Source organism: Sorangium aterium, from assembly GCF_028368935.1.
Lineage (GTDB): Bacteria > Myxococcota_A > Polyangia > Polyangiales > Polyangiaceae > Sorangium > Sorangium atrum.
On record NZ_JAQNDK010000003.1, the window covers coordinates 151,851 to 169,226 of the forward strand.

20 protein-coding genes are annotated in these 17,376 nt (G+C 68.6%); 7 read left to right on the plus strand and 13 right to left on the minus strand.

The features are described from left to right. Window positions 1–120 precede the first annotated feature (120 nt). Both POL72_RS25000 and POL72_RS25005 read left to right on the plus strand, forming a co-directional pair. Complete coding sequence (locus POL72_RS25000; RefSeq protein ID WP_272098073.1) at window positions 121–504, plus strand: DUF5360 family protein; 384 nt, start codon at window positions 121–123, stop codon at window positions 502–504. A gap of 187 nt (window positions 505–691) precedes the next feature. Beyond that, window positions 692–2,152: a serine/threonine-protein kinase gene (locus POL72_RS25005; protein WP_272098074.1), complete on the plus strand. Its 1,461-nt coding sequence runs from the start codon at window positions 692–694 to the stop codon at window positions 2,150–2,152. Between the two features lie 30 nt (window positions 2,153–2,182). Here POL72_RS25005 and POL72_RS25010 read toward each other — a convergent pair whose 3' ends face one another. After that, window positions 2,183–2,395, minus strand: coding sequence for a hypothetical protein (locus POL72_RS25010; protein ID WP_272098075.1), 213 nt, complete (start codon window positions 2,393–2,395; stop codon window positions 2,183–2,185). A 303-nt stretch (window positions 2,396–2,698) separates the two neighbouring features. Between POL72_RS25010 and POL72_RS25015 the strand changes: the two genes are divergently transcribed. From POL72_RS25015 to POL72_RS25030, 4 genes are all read left to right on the plus strand, one after another. Beyond that, window positions 2,699–3,862: an IS481 family transposase gene (locus tag POL72_RS25015; protein WP_373372240.1), complete on the plus strand. Its 1,164-nt coding sequence runs from the start codon at window positions 2,699–2,701 to the stop codon at window positions 3,860–3,862. A gap of 587 nt (window positions 3,863–4,449) precedes the next feature. After that, window positions 4,450–4,983 (plus strand): hypothetical protein, encoded by a 534-nt coding sequence (locus tag POL72_RS25020; protein ID WP_272098077.1) that lies wholly within the window; start codon window positions 4,450–4,452, stop codon window positions 4,981–4,983. A gap of 49 nt (window positions 4,984–5,032) precedes the next feature. After that, window positions 5,033–5,527 carry a hypothetical protein gene (locus tag POL72_RS25025; RefSeq protein ID WP_272098078.1) on the plus strand — a complete coding sequence of 165 codons (495 nt, stop codon included), beginning with the start codon at window positions 5,033–5,035 and terminating at the stop codon, window positions 5,525–5,527. Beyond that, on the plus strand, window positions 5,524–5,799 hold the full coding sequence (locus POL72_RS25030; RefSeq protein WP_272098079.1) for a hypothetical protein: 276 nt from the start codon (window positions 5,524–5,526) through the stop codon (window positions 5,797–5,799). The genes POL72_RS25025 and POL72_RS25030 overlap by 4 nt, the downstream gene beginning before the upstream one ends. A 302-nt stretch (window positions 5,800–6,101) precedes the next feature. Here POL72_RS25030 and POL72_RS25035 read toward each other — a convergent pair whose 3' ends face one another. The 5 genes from POL72_RS25035 to POL72_RS51300 all read right to left on the minus strand — a co-directional run bounded on the left by POL72_RS25035 (window position 6,102) and on the right by POL72_RS51300 (window position 12,837). Next, complete coding sequence (locus POL72_RS25035) at window positions 6,102–7,079, minus strand: tetratricopeptide repeat protein (RefSeq protein ID WP_272098080.1); 978 nt, start codon at window positions 7,077–7,079, stop codon at window positions 6,102–6,104. A 278-nt stretch (window positions 7,080–7,357) separates the two neighbouring features. Continuing rightward, complete coding sequence (locus POL72_RS25040; protein ID WP_272098081.1) at window positions 7,358–8,899, minus strand: hypothetical protein; 1,542 nt, start codon at window positions 8,897–8,899, stop codon at window positions 7,358–7,360. A gap of 37 nt (window positions 8,900–8,936) precedes the next feature. Then, window positions 8,937–10,565, minus strand: coding sequence for a hypothetical protein (locus POL72_RS25045; protein WP_272098082.1), 1,629 nt, complete (start codon window positions 10,563–10,565; stop codon window positions 8,937–8,939). A 20-nt stretch (window positions 10,566–10,585) separates the two neighbouring features. Next, complete coding sequence (locus POL72_RS25050) at window positions 10,586–11,707, minus strand: PEGA domain-containing protein (protein WP_272098083.1); 1,122 nt, start codon at window positions 11,705–11,707, stop codon at window positions 10,586–10,588. A gap of 839 nt (window positions 11,708–12,546) precedes the next feature. Continuing rightward, window positions 12,547–12,837, minus strand: a complete 291-nt coding sequence (locus POL72_RS51300; protein ID WP_272100046.1) for a hypothetical protein — start codon at window positions 12,835–12,837, stop codon at window positions 12,547–12,549. Between POL72_RS51300 and POL72_RS25060 the strand changes: the two genes are divergently transcribed. After that, on the plus strand, window positions 12,770–13,423 hold the full coding sequence (locus POL72_RS25060) for a glycoside hydrolase family 11 protein (protein WP_272100001.1): 654 nt from the start codon (window positions 12,770–12,772) through the stop codon (window positions 13,421–13,423). The two genes, POL72_RS51300 and POL72_RS25060, sit on opposite strands and share 68 nt — an antisense overlap. Here the strand turns inward: POL72_RS25060 and POL72_RS25065 are convergent. The 7 genes from POL72_RS25065 to POL72_RS25095 form a co-directional block, all read right to left on the minus strand. Continuing rightward, window positions 13,381–13,668 carry a GNAT family N-acetyltransferase gene (locus POL72_RS25065; RefSeq protein WP_272098084.1) on the minus strand — a complete coding sequence of 96 codons (288 nt, stop codon included), beginning with the start codon at window positions 13,666–13,668 and terminating at the stop codon, window positions 13,381–13,383. The genes POL72_RS25060 and POL72_RS25065 overlap by 43 nt on opposite strands. Next, window positions 13,665–14,078, minus strand: coding sequence for an arsenate reductase ArsC (locus POL72_RS25070; protein WP_272098085.1), 414 nt, complete (start codon window positions 14,076–14,078; stop codon window positions 13,665–13,667). Before POL72_RS25070 ends, POL72_RS25065 begins: the two co-directional genes overlap by 4 nt. Then, window positions 14,075–14,791 (minus strand): aquaporin, encoded by a 717-nt coding sequence (locus POL72_RS25075; RefSeq protein WP_272098086.1) that lies wholly within the window; start codon window positions 14,789–14,791, stop codon window positions 14,075–14,077. The genes POL72_RS25070 and POL72_RS25075 overlap by 4 nt, the downstream gene beginning before the upstream one ends. Next, the gene (locus POL72_RS25080) at window positions 14,778–15,254 is read right to left on the minus strand and encodes an ArsI/CadI family heavy metal resistance metalloenzyme (RefSeq protein ID WP_272098087.1); all 477 of its coding nucleotides are present in this window, start codon (window positions 15,252–15,254) and stop codon (window positions 14,778–14,780) included. Before POL72_RS25080 ends, POL72_RS25075 begins: the two co-directional genes overlap by 14 nt. A gap of 43 nt (window positions 15,255–15,297) precedes the next feature. Continuing rightward, window positions 15,298–15,603, minus strand: coding sequence for an ArsR/SmtB family transcription factor (locus POL72_RS25085; RefSeq protein WP_272098088.1), 306 nt, complete (start codon window positions 15,601–15,603; stop codon window positions 15,298–15,300). 194 nt (window positions 15,604–15,797) lie between these two features. Next, on the minus strand, window positions 15,798–16,607 hold the full coding sequence (locus POL72_RS25090) for a fumarylacetoacetate hydrolase family protein (protein WP_272098089.1): 810 nt from the start codon (window positions 16,605–16,607) through the stop codon (window positions 15,798–15,800). Window positions 16,608–16,741: 134 nt separating this feature from the next. After that, window positions 16,742–17,326 carry a class I SAM-dependent methyltransferase gene (locus tag POL72_RS25095; RefSeq protein ID WP_272098090.1) on the minus strand — a complete coding sequence of 195 codons (585 nt, stop codon included), beginning with the start codon at window positions 17,324–17,326 and terminating at the stop codon, window positions 16,742–16,744. Window positions 17,327–17,376 lie beyond the last annotated feature (50 nt).

Genomic DNA, 17,376 nt, shown 5'->3' on the forward strand with positions numbered 1-17,376 from the left:
GAGGCGCCGCGCGCTGGCGCGCCGCGTCCACGAGGAACTCCGCGTCAGGACATTGCTCCCGGTCGGCCCGGTGCGCGGCGCGCGACGCGCTCCAGCAAGCCTGGTACTCCCACCGCGAGAATGCGCGCGCTCCCGTACCTGTTTATCGCCGTCGATGGTGGATTCATCCTGTACTGGTTGATCACGGTGCTGCACGTCATCCCGGCCGAGCACCTGTTCAACGACTACGACAACCCGCTGATGGTCGCCTGGAACTGGTCGTTCCTGCCGATCGATCTCGCCGTGTCGGTGACGGGGGTCGGCGCGCTCTCGCTGCGACGCAAGGGGATCGCGGCCTGGGAGCGGCTCGCGACCGTGTCGCTCGTCTTCACGACCTCGTCCGGCCTGATGGCGATCTCGTTCTGGGCCATCGTGGGCGACTACAATCTCTCCTGGTGGGCGCCCAACCTGTTCCTTCTCGTCTATCCATGGTTCTTCCTCCCCCGGCTCCTCATGAAGGCCTGAGCTCGACCGCTGCCCGGTTGCCGCGCGCGGCCGTGGCCACGCCGCCTCGCGCGTCGGGGCGAGCCCAGGCCGGGGGGCGGCGGATCGACGGCCGCGCCCCGCCGGGGAAGGGCGCGGCGCGCCGTGCCCCTTGACCGCGGCGCGCGGGGTTCCGAACATCGAAGGCAGTGGGAGTCATCGTCCGCTCATGATCGACGCGTCAACGCTGGGCAAGGAGCTCGCGGGCCGGTACAGCGTGGAGGGGTTGCTCGGCGTGGGCTCGATGGGCGCCGTCTTCCGCGCGCGCCACCTCGCGCTCGCTCGGGTCGTGGCGATCAAGGTGCTCACCGGGCACACGGAGCCGAACGCCGGGGAGCGGATGCTGCGCGAGGCGCGCATCTCGGCGCTCATCAAGTCGCCGCACGTGGTGAGCTGCTACGACTTCGGCTTCCTGTCGAGCCGATCGCCGTTCATGGTGATGGAATACGTGGGCGGCCCGTCGCTGGCCGCGCGGCTCCAGGGCGGCCCGCTGCCGCTCGACGATCTGCGGCGTTACATGCTCCACGCGGCGCGGGGGATGGCCGCTGCGACGGAGCTCGGCGTGATGCACCGCGACCTGAAGCCGTCGAACATGCTGATCGCGCCGTCAGGGGAGCTGAAGGTCGCCGACTTCGGCCTCGCGCGCCTGACCGCCACGACGGGGCCGTCCGCGCTCCGGGAGCAGCCCCTCACCGCGATGGGGACGGTGCTGGGGACGCCGTTCTACATGGCGCCCGAGCAGGCGTGGAGCCCGCAGGAGAGCGACACGCGCGCGGACATCTACAGCTATGGCGCGTCGTTCTACCACGCGGCCACGGGGCAGCGGCCGTTCGAGGAGCAGGAGCTCCTGCCGCTCCTGCTCGCGCACCGGCAGGACATCCCGGCCCGGCCGCGGGCGCTCCGTCCCGAGCTCGACGAGGACGTGCAGGCCGTCCTGGAGCGCTGCCTGGCCAAGGACCCGAAGGACCGCTTCCAGTCCTTCGAGGAGATCGACACGGCTCTCGTGGGCGCCCAGAGCACCCGCTGGGGGGACCCGCACGACCTGACGCTCCGCGTGTACATGGAGCAGTACAAGCGCTTCCGGCCCGCCCTCCTGTCGGGCGGCCCTGCGGGGCCGGTCACGGCCTTCCAGTTCCACGGCGACAGGACGCTCTCGATCGTGCGCGCGAACATCGCAGGCGTGTCGGCCGACGCGCTCGTGAGCGCGGACGACGGGCAGCTCACGATGTCGGGCGGCGTGGCGCTCGCCCTGAACCACGCGAGCGGCGGCGTGTGCCACATGGAGACGCGCAAGTACGTTCCCGTGCGTCACGGCGGGGTGGTGGTCAGCTCCGCTGGCAGGTTGAACGCGCGGTTCGTGTTTCACGCGATCACGCTCGACTGGGATCACGTGGCGACCTACAGGCCGACGCGCGACCTCATCCTGCGGCTCCTGGAAGGGTGCTTTTATCACGCGGACACGATGAAGCTCCGGAGCATGGCGCTGCCGCTGCTCGGGGCGGGGAGGGCGGGATTCGCCCCTGCCGAGTGCCTCGACACGATGGTGGAGTTCCTCGTGAAGGCGATGCTCCTCGGCGGGACCGGGCTATCCCATGTGACGATCGTTCTGCGGGAGGGCGCTGGGGTCTGAGCGATCGTCCTGTCGATAGGTAGCGCCGCGTCAGCGCCCCCGGCGGTTACCAACGTGAACGTGAACGTGAACGTGGTCGTGGTCGTGGTCGTGGTCGTCGACGACACGATCGTGGACGTGAACGTTCCGCGAAAGCCTTAGGCGACGATTGGGGACGTCTACGTTCACGACCGAGCCGTTGACGACCACGACCACGTTCACGACCACGACCACGACCACGTTCACGACCACGACCACGTTCACGACCACGACCACGTTGGTGACTTGCCGGGGGGGGCGGGCTTGGTGCCCTGAACGCGCTTGGTGAACCCCGATGAGGGAGAGGGGGGCGCTCTCGCGGGCCTGTCGTCGGCCCGCGCCCGCCCAGGCCGAGGCGGGGGATGACGCTCCATAACCGCGCGGCCGCCCGCCTGCGCCATCGTTGTGTGTTCTTGGTACGGACCGGTGGCCTGGGTAACGGTTCAGACCGGGAGCCTGGGTAGCACCCGGACGGACCGGGAGCTTAGGTGACACATGTCGTAGAGGACCGGCGACGGAGGAGCGCCGGTGCCCTGGAAAGAGACATGTTCAGTGGACGAGAGGCTTCGATTCATCGCGCAGGTCAACGAGTCGGACGAGACGTTCGCGGAGCTGTGCCGGCGGTTCGGCATCAGCCGGAAGACGGGGTACAAGTGGGTGGAGCGCTACGAGCAGGCCGGACCGAGCGGGCTGGAGGAGCGGCGGCCCGTGGCGCGCTCGTTCCCGCATGCGACGCCAGCGGCGCTCATCGACGCGCTGATCGCGCTGCGGAAGGAGCGCCCCACGTGGGGGCCGAAGAAGCTGCGTGCGCGGCTGGAGAGCCTGGGCGTCGAGGGGCTGCCAGCAACGAGCACCATCGGCGAGTTGCTCAAGAAGCACGGGCTGATCCGGCCCCGTCGGCGCCGCGTAGTGACGCCGACGACCGCGATGCCGTCGCCGCTGGCTCCAGCCGAGCAGCCGAATGACACGTGGTGCGCCGATTTCAAAGGGCACTTCGCGCTCGGCGACAGGACGCGCTGCCACCCGCTGACGTTGACGGACCAGGCGTCGCGGTACCTGCTCAAGTGCGAGGGCGTGGCGAAGCCGGACGAGGCCTCGGTGCGGCCGCACTTCGAGCGCGCGTTCCGCGAGTTCGGGCTGCCGCACCGCATCCGCTCCGATAACGGGCCGCCGTTCGCCACGATTGGCATCGGTGGGCTCTCGGCGCTCTCGGTCAGCTGGATCAAGCTCGGCATTCATCCCGAGCGGATCGAGCCCGGTAAGCCGCAGCAGAACGGCCGCCACGAGCGAATGCACAAGACGTTGAAGGCGGAGGCGACATCGCCGCCAGAAGCCAACTTGGCAGCGCAGCAGCGCGTCTTCGATCGGTTTCGGCACGAGTACAATGATCAGCGTCCGCACGAGGCGCTCGGCCAGAGGACGCCGGCTTCGCGCTACACGCCCTCGCGCCGCTCGATGCCGAGCAAGCCCTCGTCGCCGGAGTACCCGGACACGATGGCCATTCGACGCCTTGACGACCAAGGACGGATGCTGTTCGGGGGCGCGCAGACCACCGTCTCCTCACTGCTCGCCGGCGAGCCCGTGGGGCTGATTCCGAGCGCCGATGACGTCTGGGAGCTGTACTACGGCCCGGTTCTGCTCGCGCAGGTCACCCTGAAGAACAAGGAGCTGAAGCTGGCCAGGGCGCGGTGACCTGCGCGAACTCACGCCGGATCGTGAGAAGAGGCTCGTGTGTACCGCGACCACGGGGAGCGGTTCGTGTATAGATCCAGGCGGTCCGAGAAAGCGCGGCGAGCGTGTCGCGCCGACGAGGATCCGGTCCCTGTTTCCAGTCCTCCCGGAGCATGGGCCTGTAGCTCAAGGAAGTGTCACCGCAGCTCCCGGTCAGAAGTGTTACCAGGGCTCCGCTCGTACACCTGCGCAGCCACGGCCGCCTCCTGGGCAGCGCCGCTGGCTCTCCTGCGCGGCCTTGGCCTCGTCCTGCGCAGCGCCGCTAGATCTCCTGCGCGACTCTGGCTCTCTCCTGCGCAGTCTCTTCTGGTGCGTCCAACGAGATCGCCGCGGCGCCGCGGATTTCCGGACGCGTGCTGTTCGCCGACCACTCGGCTGAAGAAGACTCCCAGTCACATCACTGCCAGCACATCAGTGTACGCCCAGGACGGGTCCACTCCTGTCTCTTCGGATCACTCGCCGAGTTTCTATTTGACGCCCAGATCCCACCAAGAACAATGGCGCGTGTCCCCATTCCGCGTGTCGCAGCTCGGCGAGGATCCTTCACCATGTCGATGCGCTTCCACGGCAAGGTCGGCCTGCTCTGCGCTTGTAGCCTCGTCGCGGCCCCCGCCCCGGCGCTGGCGCTCGAGTTCAGCGGCGGTGTCAGCGTCGGTGGGATCCAGGTCGGGACCGAGCCCAGGCTCGCCGTGAGCCCCTTCATCGGGTGGCTGTGGCGCAGGACGGGCGACTTCCGGATCGAAGTCCACAACGTGCTCAGCGTCGTCCCAGGGGCAGGCGTCGGGGTCTACGATCGGACGGCGGTGACGCTCGGGTACACCACGAAGACCGGCAACGTCAGCCTCGGGCCGTCGCTGTCGATCTACATGATGCAGGTGTGCGGCGCCGTGATCTGCGACCGCGTGATGGGGGTCGCTCCGGGCGGCCGCGCCCAGTCCGACTGGTACTTCGCCGGGCGCCTCGGGGCGTCCACGAGCGTCAACGTGGACTGGGCCGGCGGGAGCAGCCGTGTCCTGCCCGGCAGCATGGTCCTGATGGTCACGGCTGGGCCTATCTGGAGGTTCGGGGGAGAGTCGAAATGAAGAGGCGGATCGTTCTTCTGGTGCTCGGTCTCACGGATGCAACTTCGACATGGGAGAGTGCTACGTCCGGGGTCATGGAACGGAGGGGGCCGGCGGGGGCATCATCACCCCTACCGGCGGGGTCGGCGGCTTCGGGTATGTCCCGCTGGAGCCGCAGAACCACACCGGCTACGACGAGGACCCGTGCAGCGGCGGCTCACAGCTCGCCGAGTGCACGGTCACGTGGAAGGCTGGCTCGATTCAGTGCAAGAACTGGGGAGAGACAGGCGCCTGCACCTCGCTCTACCAGGGCGATCATGCGAGCCTGGACGAGGCCAAGGAGCGATGTGAGTATGCCAACGGGGTGCACCTCGGCTCGGGGGCGCAGTCGTGCGGCCCGTGCCGGTGGGTGAACGGCGCGAATGGCGATCCTGTTGAAAAGTGCAAACAGAAGTGCGAGCGGATTAACAAGAAATGCATAGACAACTGTCCGAAAGGGGACAAGAATTGCATGTACGAGTGCAATTTGGAGCTTCGTGACTGCCTCATGGATTGTGAACGATGAACATCTTAGAGATCGTCTCCACCTTCACGCCATCGGACGGAAGCGCACCGCGGACCATAACGATCCGTATTGGCGACCTTCGCGAAGAACCTGACGGGTTGTGGTCTGTGGCCGTGGACGTGCTAGGGTTCAAGACCGATGACCACGTGCGCCTCAAGGGTGCTGACTGGCTGAACACCATCGAGAGCGCGGCTGGCTTCATCCGGAGGCTGGCGGGAGGCAAGGTCAGGGATTACGGCGGTACCATTACCCCGCTCCTCCTTCCGCCTTGACGTCTGGGCCGTGAGAGTCCGAGCTCGCGCCGCGCTGTCTCGGGTCGAGGTGCCCCAGTAGCACGGCGGCCGCGGCGGCATCCGCCTGGCTGAACTCGTGCTGCTCGGTGCGGCCGAGCTCCAGGCGGTGGCCAGCGTGGACTTGGCGAGTTCACCTGCTGCTACGTGTCCAGATGTACGTATACAGGTCTGTACGCGCAGCCCTGGTGTCGAGGCGCTCCAGGCCGCGGTGGCGTCGATGCATGGGGTTCCACGGTTGCCGGCGTCTGGCTCCCTCGCGATGGCGACATGGGTTAAGTCGTTCAGCGCTTTGAGAAGTCTGGTGTTTCGCCGCGTTCGATGGCGAGCGTCCATTTGGCGAGCCGTGATGCGCCGCTCTCCCAGAACTTCTTGCAACCGTCGATGTAGTCGACAACGGCGTCTCTCTGCCCCATGGAGAGCAATCGGGATGCGAGCTCGAAATCGGGCCCAAATGTGTTGAGTTGTGGCGAGCCGCGGACCTCGCCTGCGGCCCGCAGGTGTTCTGCTGCGCTGGCCGGATCGTTGCGTGCCAACGCGATCTTTCCCAGGGTGATGTGCGCGTAATGTACGGCATTCCCATACTGAAATGTGTCGGCGTGATCCGCGGCATCGGCAAGCAGTCGCTCCGCGGCTTCGGTCGCTCGCTCGTAGTTCTCGGACATGACTGCCGCATCTGCGATGTCCATGAGGATTCCGAGTGCTTCTAGCGAGCAGCGCTCAAGTGTGAGCGCCGCTTCGTATTCCGCGAGCGCCTCCCGCGCAAATCGTGTGCGTTCTTCGCTCGATGTGGATCGACTGCTGGACGTGAAGTGCAGCCCTCCTAGGAGCTGTCGCCAGTCCGACGTGCCCGGGTCGATCGCGGCTCCTCGCTTGTACAGCTCTTCAGCTATGTCTGGATCTTCGGACGCAAGAAAGCTGCCGGCGTTCCTGAGGACAGCGAGGTCGTCAGGGCTGTTGGATACCGTGCTCAGCCAGAGGCGTTTCGCCTCGTTGTATGCATCCGGGTAATATTCCGGATGAATGCGCGCGAAGGCACCAAGGTGGATTTCTGGGCGATGTGCGATCAGCCAGTGAATGTGGTCTGCTCGTCGCTGCTGAGAGTCATCGTCCGGGCTCGTGAAATAGAACCCGAGCAATTTAGCGCGCGCTTCGATGTCGTTCGAGCTCTTCAGCAGGTGAGTCTCGAGGGCTGCAGCATCTTCCGCTGCCAGGTCGGTGCCGTCGGTGCATAGGGAGAGCCAGTCGGGCGAGCGTTCCATGGTGCTGCAAGGATAGCGCAGCTGGCGAGCGCATGTCGGCGAACTCGGCGCCGCTCTTGCCCACCCGACCGAGCTCGGGAACGTCGCCCAGGACGTCGCGCTACATGGCCGCGGAGCAGACCGCGCGGCGCGGGGTAGGGGTAGAGGATCGAGGGCCTCAGCGTCGCGGCGGTGTGACTCGGACGTTCCTGCGGGCGTCCGGCTGTCCTGGTCCGCGGTGACGCTCCCTGGTCCGAGCCGGCGAGCTCGCCGGCTCGGACCAGGGAGCGTCAATCCAGCTATTCAGGAAACCGCAGCGTCTTGACGGAGTTGCCGTCCTCCGCCACCGTCGTGCTGCCATCGTAGTTCCGGCTGATGCCGCCAGGGCCCGGCGGTCCGATGTCGAAGGTGACGCCCTCGAGCGTGAGCTGGTCCTCGTCGAGGTAGGCGACGCCGATCGAGTCGCCACCGCGCCCCGGGCCGCCGTAGCCGCCGGGCCCTCCTTGGCCGCCGCTGCCGCCCCTGCAGCCCTGAAAGACGTCCACATCGGCGGCGCCCGGTGCGCCTCGACCGCCTCTGGCGCCTTCCTGGGGTGGCCCGCCGTCGCCGCCCTTGCCGCCGGAGACGGTCGTGATCACGCTGTCGCGCACGGTCACCCGTGCGTGAAGCGCGAGGACGCCGATGGCCGGATGTCCGTTCGCTCCCCCGCGACCCCCCCGGCCTCCGCAACCGCCGGCCCCGCCCGAGCCTCCTCCTGCGCCTCCCTTGGAAGCCGCGCCGCACGCGGCGAGCCCGCCCCGGCGACCGCCGCCGCCGCCGCCACCCTGGCCCGGCGTGCCCCAGGTGCCCTCGCCGCCCGTGTCGCCCTCCCATCCTGTCTCGGTGAGGCGCCCGATGCCCGTGCCGGGCGCCCCCCGCGTCCCCGGAACCCCGAAGGTCCCGTCGGATCCGGTATGGCACCAGACGCTGCCCTGCTCCCCGGTGCCACCGATCCCGGAGGGCGAAGGGTCCAGCCCTGAAGCGGGCTCCCCGTCGCCTCCATCGCCGGCGCTGTCGGGCAGCCCATCCCCTCCCTTGCCGCCGATGCTCGTGAGCCCGCTCTCGCACCGGTTCACGTTCGCAGGCCCGCCGGCGACGACGGCCGCCGAGCACGCCTCCGCCGCGAACATGCCATCTGGTCCGGTCGGTGGGCTGTAATGAGGCCACATCTCGCCGTCGATGCCTGCCACTCCGCCGTCGGCGCCGATCTCGCTCCGCAGGATCTCCACTGCCGTGTTGGACTGAGCGAGCACGCCGATCGGACCCCTCGCGATGAAGTGGAGGTCGGCGAGCGTCGACACCCCGTCCGCGGCGCCGCTGTCCTCGGGCCCCGCTGGCTCGACGATCACCAGGGGGCCGTCGACCGTCACGCGATTGAACAGGGTCCACGGGCGCAGGGAATCGCGCACCCATTTGAGGCAGTGGAAGCCCCCGAGAAGATCCACGCCGGAGGGCACCCTGAACTGACTCGGGATGAATCCCTCGTTGCAGAGGAACACGCGCCCTCGTCCGGTGCGCGCGAGCTCGATGGCGCGCTCGACGGTGTACACCGGCTTCGCCTTCGTGCCGGGATTCCTGTCGTCGCCGCCACCGACGTTTCCGGCGAGGAACACGCCGCATCCGTCGTCGAGGATATCCGCTGCGACATGCTCGATGCACACCGACTCCGGGGGCGGATCGTCCTCGCACGAGGTGCCTTCACAAGGCGTCACGCCAGGGTCGTTCACGCCGGAAGCGGTTCCGCAGCCGGTCGCCCACGGCGACAGCAGAAGGATAAAGGTAGCAGCGGTGCTCTTTCTCATGAACGTCTCCTGACGTGCGCTGCCAGCACAGTGCGGTTCATTGAGGCGGTTCCGGATCTTGCTCATCGAACCTGTACCAGAACCACGCAGTCCCATCGTTCCCCGTGCCGTACGTGTTTGCCGCGGATGCATTGCCGCCGGACCCCCCCTTGCCGGCTTGTCCGGGCGAGACCTTCGCCGTCTCCAAGATGGCCACGGAGGCGCCCACGGAGCCGATGCCGAACGAGTGGCCACCGTGACCGCCGCCGGCGTCGCCCCCGCGGCCGCCGTCGCCGCCAAGGCCGCCGTCGCACCCTGGCGACGTGTCGGTCAAAAAACCGCGTCCACCTTGGCCGCCGTTGACGCCAAAGCCTCCCCACTGGCCCGTTCCGCCGACCCCGCCGTTGCCGCCCTTGGCGCCGAGGACCGTGCTGGCATCGACCGTGAGGTCGCTCCCCTGCAAGGCCACGATGGCGATGCTCGCGCCGCCGTAGTCGCCTCCCTTGCCCCCCTTGCCCCCGCACCCGCCGCTGCCGCCCGATCCGCCGGCCGCCCCGCCCTGGGGCCGATCCGCCGGACACGCGTTCGTGGGGACGTTCATGGGGTCGCGCCCTTTTCCACCGCCACCTCCGCCGCCGCCCTGGCCGACGCCGCCCTTCTCCCCGTCTTTACCGCGGACGCCGACCCATCCGTAGATGTCCAGGAGGCCAGCACCCGCCGCTCCGGCGCCGCGCTCCGCATCGGCGCCATTGGCTCCCTTCTGCCCATCGGTGCACGCCATGCCGGACGCGCCGCTGCCAGCCAGGCCGCGCTCCTCCGGAGTCCCGACCGCCTCCGGCAGTCCTGGCGTCCCGTCGCTACCTGTCTCGAGGCTTCCACGAGCCCCCTCGCCACCCGTCGACTCGATCCCGTCGTCGCACACGGTCACGACCGGAAGGGCGCCCAGCGCGGCGTCCGCGGTGCAGGCGTCCGCGCCGTTGTTCCCGACCACGCCGGCCTTCGCGCGGACGCTCGGCGCGTCCTCGCCGGGGTCTCCATCCTTGCCATCGCCCGCGAGGATCACGCTCGACCGCACGATCGCCCTGGCCCCCTGCTCCAGGATCATCGCGATCGACGACTTGTGGTCGCTTGCGGAGGCGTCGGCCGCCTCGACGCGCACGCCGAAGATCACCGACGTCGCGTCGTCCCCCGTGATGACCCGCACCGGGATCCCCACCGGCGGAGCGATGACGGTCAACGCGCTCTGCTCGTCGAGCGGCCCTCCGTAGGACCAGTCACCGCCGGCACACAGACGGCCGCCCCAGAGGTCGACACCCTGGGGGAGCGAGATGGCCTCCTCGAACGACCCGCCGCACGCGTACACGCGCCGTGTCGCTGCCTCGCCGTGGCCTCTCCCGTGAGCGGCGAGCCCGATCGCGTGTTGCAACGTCCTCACCGGCGCGCCCTTCGTGCCGGGGCTCGTGTCGTCACCCCGCTCGCTGACGAACACGCCGCACTCGTCGAGCGCTGGCGCCGTGCCCGGCTCTCCGTCGCAAAGACCGGGCGGCGGCTCCGGATCGGGGGTACACGCCGCTACCTCGCTGCAAAGATCGGTGTAAGCGCACCCCGTCAGCGTGCCCGCGCCGCACGCGAAGAGCGCGACGGCGACGGCGGATGCCGCCTCGCGCCGGCCCTTCTTCGAGCGCATGTCCTCTATCCCCGATGTCCTCACCACAGCCCCTCGATGCTCACGCCGGCCTCTCGCCCGGTCGCCACGGGCGCGACGTGAAGCCGACCCTGCGCCCGCGTGGGTCCCAGGAAGGACAAGTCGGTGAAGAACGACGCAGCGGTCAGCGCCCCGATCACACCACCCGCGATGACCAGGCCAGTCCCCACGCCGGCCGACAGGTTGCGCGCGTCTCGCAGCCGGACAAGGTCAGCGCAAGGGGAGTTCTGCGGCGCTTGCCAGCACATGGACGAGCTCGGCGTCGAACCACGCGTCAGCCCGTCGCGCCGCTCGCTCAGGTCGCCGTCCAGCTTGCTGGCCCTGATCATGAAGATGCCGCCCCCGAGCACGGCGCCCGTCGTGACGGCGATGCCCGTGATACGCAGCGTCCCTGGCCAGGAAGCCCACGGGCTGGGGGCCTGCGCGCGCGGAGCGGACGAAGCGCGCACGGGGGTCGGCGTCGTCGGCGCGGCCTCCTTGGCGCTGCTCGCCGCCTTGGCGCTGCTCGCCGCCGCACACGGCAACGGCATCGTGAACTCGTGCTCGGCGCCCTCCACGGCGCGCAACGTATGCAGCGCGTCCTGACAGCCGGGTGCACGGGCCCGCACCATGTGTTGGCCCGGCTCCAAGAACAGCGTGTAAGTCCGCGCGGTCCGGCCGATGCTCTTGCCGTCGATGAGCACCTCGGCGTCGGGAGGGTCGACCGCGAGGATGAGCGTCGCGACGTGCTTCGCTGCCTCGCGCAGTCCTGCCTCGAATCGCCGCCGGAGCGCTTCCGGCAGCGCCTCGCGCTGTTCCAGGCTCTTGGCAAGGTGCTCGGCCGCGTCGCGATACTCGTGAAGCGCGACCTCGCAAAGGCCGAGCTCGCCGGCGAGCTCGGCGCGCTCTCGCTCGGTGCTGGTCGCCGGGTCTGCGGCGTCGAAGGCCGCGCTGTAGGCAGCGTGTGCCTCGGTCCAGCGCCCGGCATCGCGCGCTCTCCGGCCACGGCGGACATGGTCCTTCACCGCGGCACTGCCGCTCGGCTTCGTCTCCGGTTGGATGCCGTTCGCGCGGGCCGAGCTCGTGACGCCTGTCGCGGCCCCGAGCGCGAGAAAAATCGAGAGGGAATGCGCGATACAACGCATGCCGTCACGGTACTGACGCCGTCCGTTCGGCGTCAACCGGGAGGGATCTGCAAGCTTTGGCCCATTTTGCGAGAAAATGTCACCCGATGCCGCAATGCTGCCGTTGGTCTCAAGGGCCAGCGGGCCTTACCAGCGAGTCGAGGTGCCTCGCATGGCGCGCTTTCTGGTTGACAACGCACCAGTGCAGGACAGCGCAGATGCGGCCGTTCCGCCCTGGGTACCTTCGCCTCCGCCGTCGTGACCGCCCGGATCGAGCTGTCGTCGCTTTTCCAGGAGAGTGAACGAAGTGAGGGTCGACAGAGGTCCATGATTGAACCCGTGCGCGCAGCGTGACTGTATCTTGCAAGGCACGCCACTGCGAAACTGTCGCGATGAAGCAGTAAAGACCCTTGACTTTCGCCTCATGGCCATAAGAATATTCCAAACCTCCCTTGGCGGTCCGGACCCCTCTCCGCCGGGCGCCGCAGTCGGTCGCTGGATCGCGCAAGGGCCGACTCCGAGTGAGGCTACTGTGGGGATTACTTGCCTCTTGCGGCTGCGCGGCCGAGGTGCTCTTGCTTTCTCTGAAGTGATGCCGAACCCCATCACGGGGTATTCGCATGCGAGTGTCTCTTCGACCAACGTCGTGATCGCCAGGCCTGTGGTCGGCGCAGGCACTGCGGGTGCAACCATGATCACCGGGAACATGGGCACGCTCGCCGGAACATTCGAGTTTTGACCGCTGGATCGAGGGGGCCGCAGACGGCTCGATGGGTTCATGAATCCATCTAGAGCAGAAGTTTGAGGCTCAGCCGGTCCATCATGGAGAACCCTTCAATGCGCATCGCTCCCTTGCTTGTCTACTTATCCGCTTCGGTCGCATGCGGCCTGCTGTCGTGCAACGTCGAGCGCACTGTGGGCGAGGACGTCGAAGTCCTGGACTCCTCGTCGAGCAGCGCGTCGTCGAGCAGCAGCTCGAGCGCGTCGTCGAGCAGCAGCTCGAGCGCGTCGTCGAGCAGCAGCTCGGGAACGGGCGGCGGGGCCGGCGGCGCCGGCGGGGCCTCGTCGTCGAGCAGCAGCTCGGTGACGGGCGGCGGAGCCGGCGGCGCCGGCGGGGAGGGTGGGGCCGGCGGCGCACCCGACACGTGCACGACATCCGAACAGCCGGTCTGCAGCAATCAAAGTGGCGACCACTGCGGCTTCTACTATCAACTCTGGAAGGACCAGGGGACCGGATGCCTGACCAACACCGCGGATGGCTTCAGCGTGGAATGGAGCGATATCAACAACTTGCTGGGCCGTAAAGGTCTGAGGCCCGGGTCGGGGAATCAGATCGTGACCTACGAGGCTGACTTTCAGCCGAACGGCAATGCCTACCTGGGTGTCTATGGGTGGACGAAGAGCCCGGCCGTGGAATACTATATCATTGATGGCTGGGGCACCTGGCGTCCCCCTGGCGGATCGGGAGCCATGGGCACCGTCACGAGCGACGGAGGCGTCTATGACATCTACAAGACCCAGCGATCCGAGGTGCTTGCGATCGATGGCATCAATGCACCTTATCAGTTCTGGAGCGTTCGTAAGCAGAAGCGCACGAGCGGAACCATCACCGTCGCCAACCACTTTGACGCATGGCAGAAGCTGGGGATGAACATGGGGAGCTTGAGCGAGGTCTCGATGCTCGTGGAAGGATATCAGAGCAGCGGAAGGGCCGACGTGCGCGTGACCATGAGATGAGCGCCGGGGTTCGAGCGTCGTCTGCCGTGAAGCGTCCGCACCACGGCCACGGAGCGCAGAAGGCCGGCTCGTCCGTACATCTCGAGCCCGGCGACGCCGACGAGCTCGAGGCCGCGCCGCATGACGACGTATGCGGCGGGGAACTGGTCGAGGAGGCCGGTGGTCGGGAGCTCCGATTGGGCAAGGAGCTCCCGAACGACGTCGAGATCGCCTGCCGCAGCAGGGGCGATCTGCGCGTGGCTCATCCTCCCCACCCCTCGGCTGCGATGAGCGTCTCGACGCGTGCCTTCACCTCGTCGCGGATGGCACGGACGCGCTCCAGCGGCTTTCCCTTCGGATCCTCCAGCGGCCAGTCGTCGCGGCGCAGGCCTGGGACCGCCGGACAAGCTTCGCCGCAGCCCATCGTGATCAGCAGATGTGCGTCCGCTGCGAGCGTGTCCGTGAGCTTCTGCGGCGTCGACCCGGACAGGTCGATCCCGACCTGCTGCATCACCTCGCGCACCTCGGGGTGAACGCGCGAGCCAGGCTCGGTGCCGGCGGAGATGGCGCGCGCCTTCGAGGGGTCGACCAGGGCGTTGAACCATGCCGCGGCCATCTGCGATCGGCCCGCATTGTGGATGCAGGCAAAGAGGATCAGCTTCGGTGTGCTTGTCATGCCGTGCGGGCCTCCTCCCGCGGAACGACGACATCGGATGCGCGCTGGGGCAGGCTTGGCACCAGCCAACGGAAGAACCCTGTCGCGGCAGCAGCGCCGGCGATCTGGGCGACGACGAAGCCCAGGGTGTCGATGGGACGGATGCCGGCGAACGTATCGGTCGCGGCGCGTGCGACGGTCACTGCAGGGTTAGCGAATGAAGTTGACGCGGTGAACCAGTACGCGGCGGTGATATACGCGCCCACGGCGAACGGCGCGGCCTCGGAGCGCTGACGGGAGCATCCCCAGATCACCGCAAGCAGACCGAAGGTCGCGACAAACTCGCTGAACCACTGCGAGAGCCCCGTACGGACGTGCGCCGACACGAAGAAGACCGGCAAGTTGAACATCGCATGCGCTGCGGCGACCCCGGCGAACGCGCCGGCGACCTGGGCGAGCACGTACGGCGGCACGTCGCGCCAAGGCAGGCCGCCCTGCGAAGCGTCAGCCACGGTCACCACCGGGTTGAAGTGAGCGCCGGAGATGGGCCCCAGGGTCAGGATGAGGGCGACCAGCGCAGCGCCCGTGGCGATCGCGTTCGCGAGCAGCGCCACGGCGACGTTCCCACCGGCCAGGCCCTCGGCCATGATCCCCGACCCGACCACCGTCGCGAGGAGGAGGGCCGTCCCGAGCGCTTCGGCGACGGCCCTTCGGGTGAGATCAGGGCGCTGCATTGCCGAGCTTCGAGGGCGCGCAGCAGGCAGGTGCGCAGCACGTCGCCTCGCTCGTCGCGGGCTCGCTCTTCGCGGGCTGGCTTCCCATCACGTCCGCGTCACCCTTCACCACGAACACCTCCCACGAGTTGCCGTCGGGATCCTCGATCCAGACCTTGTCCTGCACCGCGTAGCAACACGCGGTGTTCTCCTCCGTGAAGGTCTTGAGCTCAGCCGCCTCGAAGGCGCGCTTGGCTTCGAACACGTCGTCGGGGCCCGCGACCTGGATTCCGAAATGGCTTGCGTTGATGCCCGTGCGCGGCGCCTCTTGCATCGTGAGGTTCAGGGCAGGCGACGCAAGGTCGAACTTGGCGTAGCCAGGGCGACGCTTCGTGGCGCGCACACCGAATGCCTTCTCGTAGAACGCGACCGAGGCATCGACGTTGGATACGTTGAGCGAGACGTGCGGCTTGAGGACATTCATGATGATCGCTCCTTCCAAATTTTTCGAAATAGGCGAGAAAAAATTAGCAGCAGCCCTTGCCGCGCTTGCAGCAGTCCTCCCAGAGGTAGTCGGTGAGCCCGCGAAGCGCCGCGTAATCGGCGCTGTAGAAGTGGAACGTTCCTTCACCGCGCGTCTGCAGGACGCCGGCGTCGACAAGGCGCTTCAGGTGATGGCTCAGCGTGGACGCAGGCATGTGCATGTGCGCCTGGATGTCGCCCGCGGACGCTCCCTCGGCGCCGGCCTGCACCACGAAACGCAAAACTGCGAGGCGCACCGGGTGGCCCAGCGCGGCCAGCTGTTCAGCGTGACGCTCCAGGGTCGACGGCACGCGCTAGTTCTACGGATCTCGTAGGACAGGCGCAAGGCCGTGCTTCCAAAAAAATCGAAGAAGCTGCCAGAGGGTACTTCGCTCGCCCGCGGCTTGCAGCTTCCGCCAGGCGGCGGTGCTCCTCCGTGTCCGGGCAGCGTGTCCGGGCAGCTCGGCACGACGTTTCCCCGGGGAGGAACCTCGGCGACGTGGACCTAGCGCCCGCTCGCGCCGTCGCCCCGCGCCGTCACGGATATCCGCAGCGCGCCGATCCCGCGCGTCTCGGCCGTGGCGCCGGCGATATCGATGACGAGCTCGTCGCCGGACACGATCGGCCCCACGCCCTGGGGCGTCCCCGTCGCGATGACGTCGCCGGGCTCCAGGGTCATCACCCGGCTGATGTACGCGACCAGCTCGGGCACTCCCCAGATCATCTGCGCCGTCAGCCCGTCCTGCCGCACCTGCGAGTTCACGACAGCCCGCACGCGGAGCGCCCCGGGATCGAGCTCCGTCTCGATCCACGGGCCCACAGGGCAGAACGTGTCGAACCCCTTGCCCCGCGTGAACTGCACGTCCTTCCGTTGCAGATCCCGCGCGGTGATGTCGCCAAGGCAGGCGTACCCGAGCACGTGATCCAGCGCGTGCTCCGGTCGCACGTCCCGGGCGCGGCGGCCGATGACCACGCCGAGCTCCGCCTCGTGCTCGACCCGCTGGCTCTCCGGAGGGAGCACGATGGACTGGCCAGGACCGATGAGCGCCGAGGGCGGTTTGAGGAAGAGGAGCGGCTCGACCGGGACGTCGTTGCCCAGCTCCTGGGCGTGCGCCGCGTAATTGCGCCCCACACACACGATCTTCGTGGGGACCACGGGGCAGGCGAGATCGACGTCGGTCCACGCCACGGCCTCCCCCGTGGTCTTGCCGCCGAGCCAGGGCGGCGCGTCCAGGACGAGCGCGGCTGCGCCGTCGAGGCGGGCGAAGAAGGCTGGGCGATCCTGATCCGGAGGCGCGAGGCGAGCGAAGCGCATGGCGCGAGCAAAGCGCGATCTTCGCGTCGCGGCAAGCCTGTGGGACCCACGCAACACGACGCCGAGCGCCTGGCAGCCGTCCGCGCGGAGCTCGTGCGTCGTGGTCGTCGCGCGGCGTCGGCGGTGGGCCGCCGTCACGGAGGAGGCGCCGCGGCGCCCCGACGTCGCGCGACGAGGCGGGCCTCGTGATTCCCCTCCTCGAGCCACCCTTCCTCGTAGCGGACCACCTCGAGCGCCTCGCCGAGGAGCCCCGGGAGCTCGCCGTCGTCGAGCAGCCAGCGCGCGCTCGGGTGCGCGTGTCTCAGCAGGTTCGACCGCGTCGGGTGCACGACGACGAGGAGGCCGCCCGGGGCGAGCTCCGCCGCGCAGGCCGCGAGCCGGCGCTCGAGGAAATAGAAGATCAGGAGGAGGTCCCACGGCCCGGCAGGGAGCGGGTCGCGCTCGACGTCGAGCGCCGCCGTGTGCAGCGCGAGCCCTTCCTTCGCCGCGGCGCTCCGAGCGATGCCGAGCCCGACCTCGGAGATGTCGGCCAGCGTCACGTCGAGCCCGCGCCGCGCGAGCCAGAGGGCGTGACGGCCCGCGCCGCCCGCCAGGTCGAGCGCGCGCCCGCGCCGGGGCAGGAGCGGATCGAGCGCCGTGAGCACGGCGGAGGGCTCCCCCGGATCGCCGCCGCCCTCGCGGTAGCGGGCGTCCCACCTCGTGCGATCGTCGTCCGACACGCTGTCCTCCTGTCCTGTTGGCCGGGCCGGGGCGGACACCGGCGAGCGCC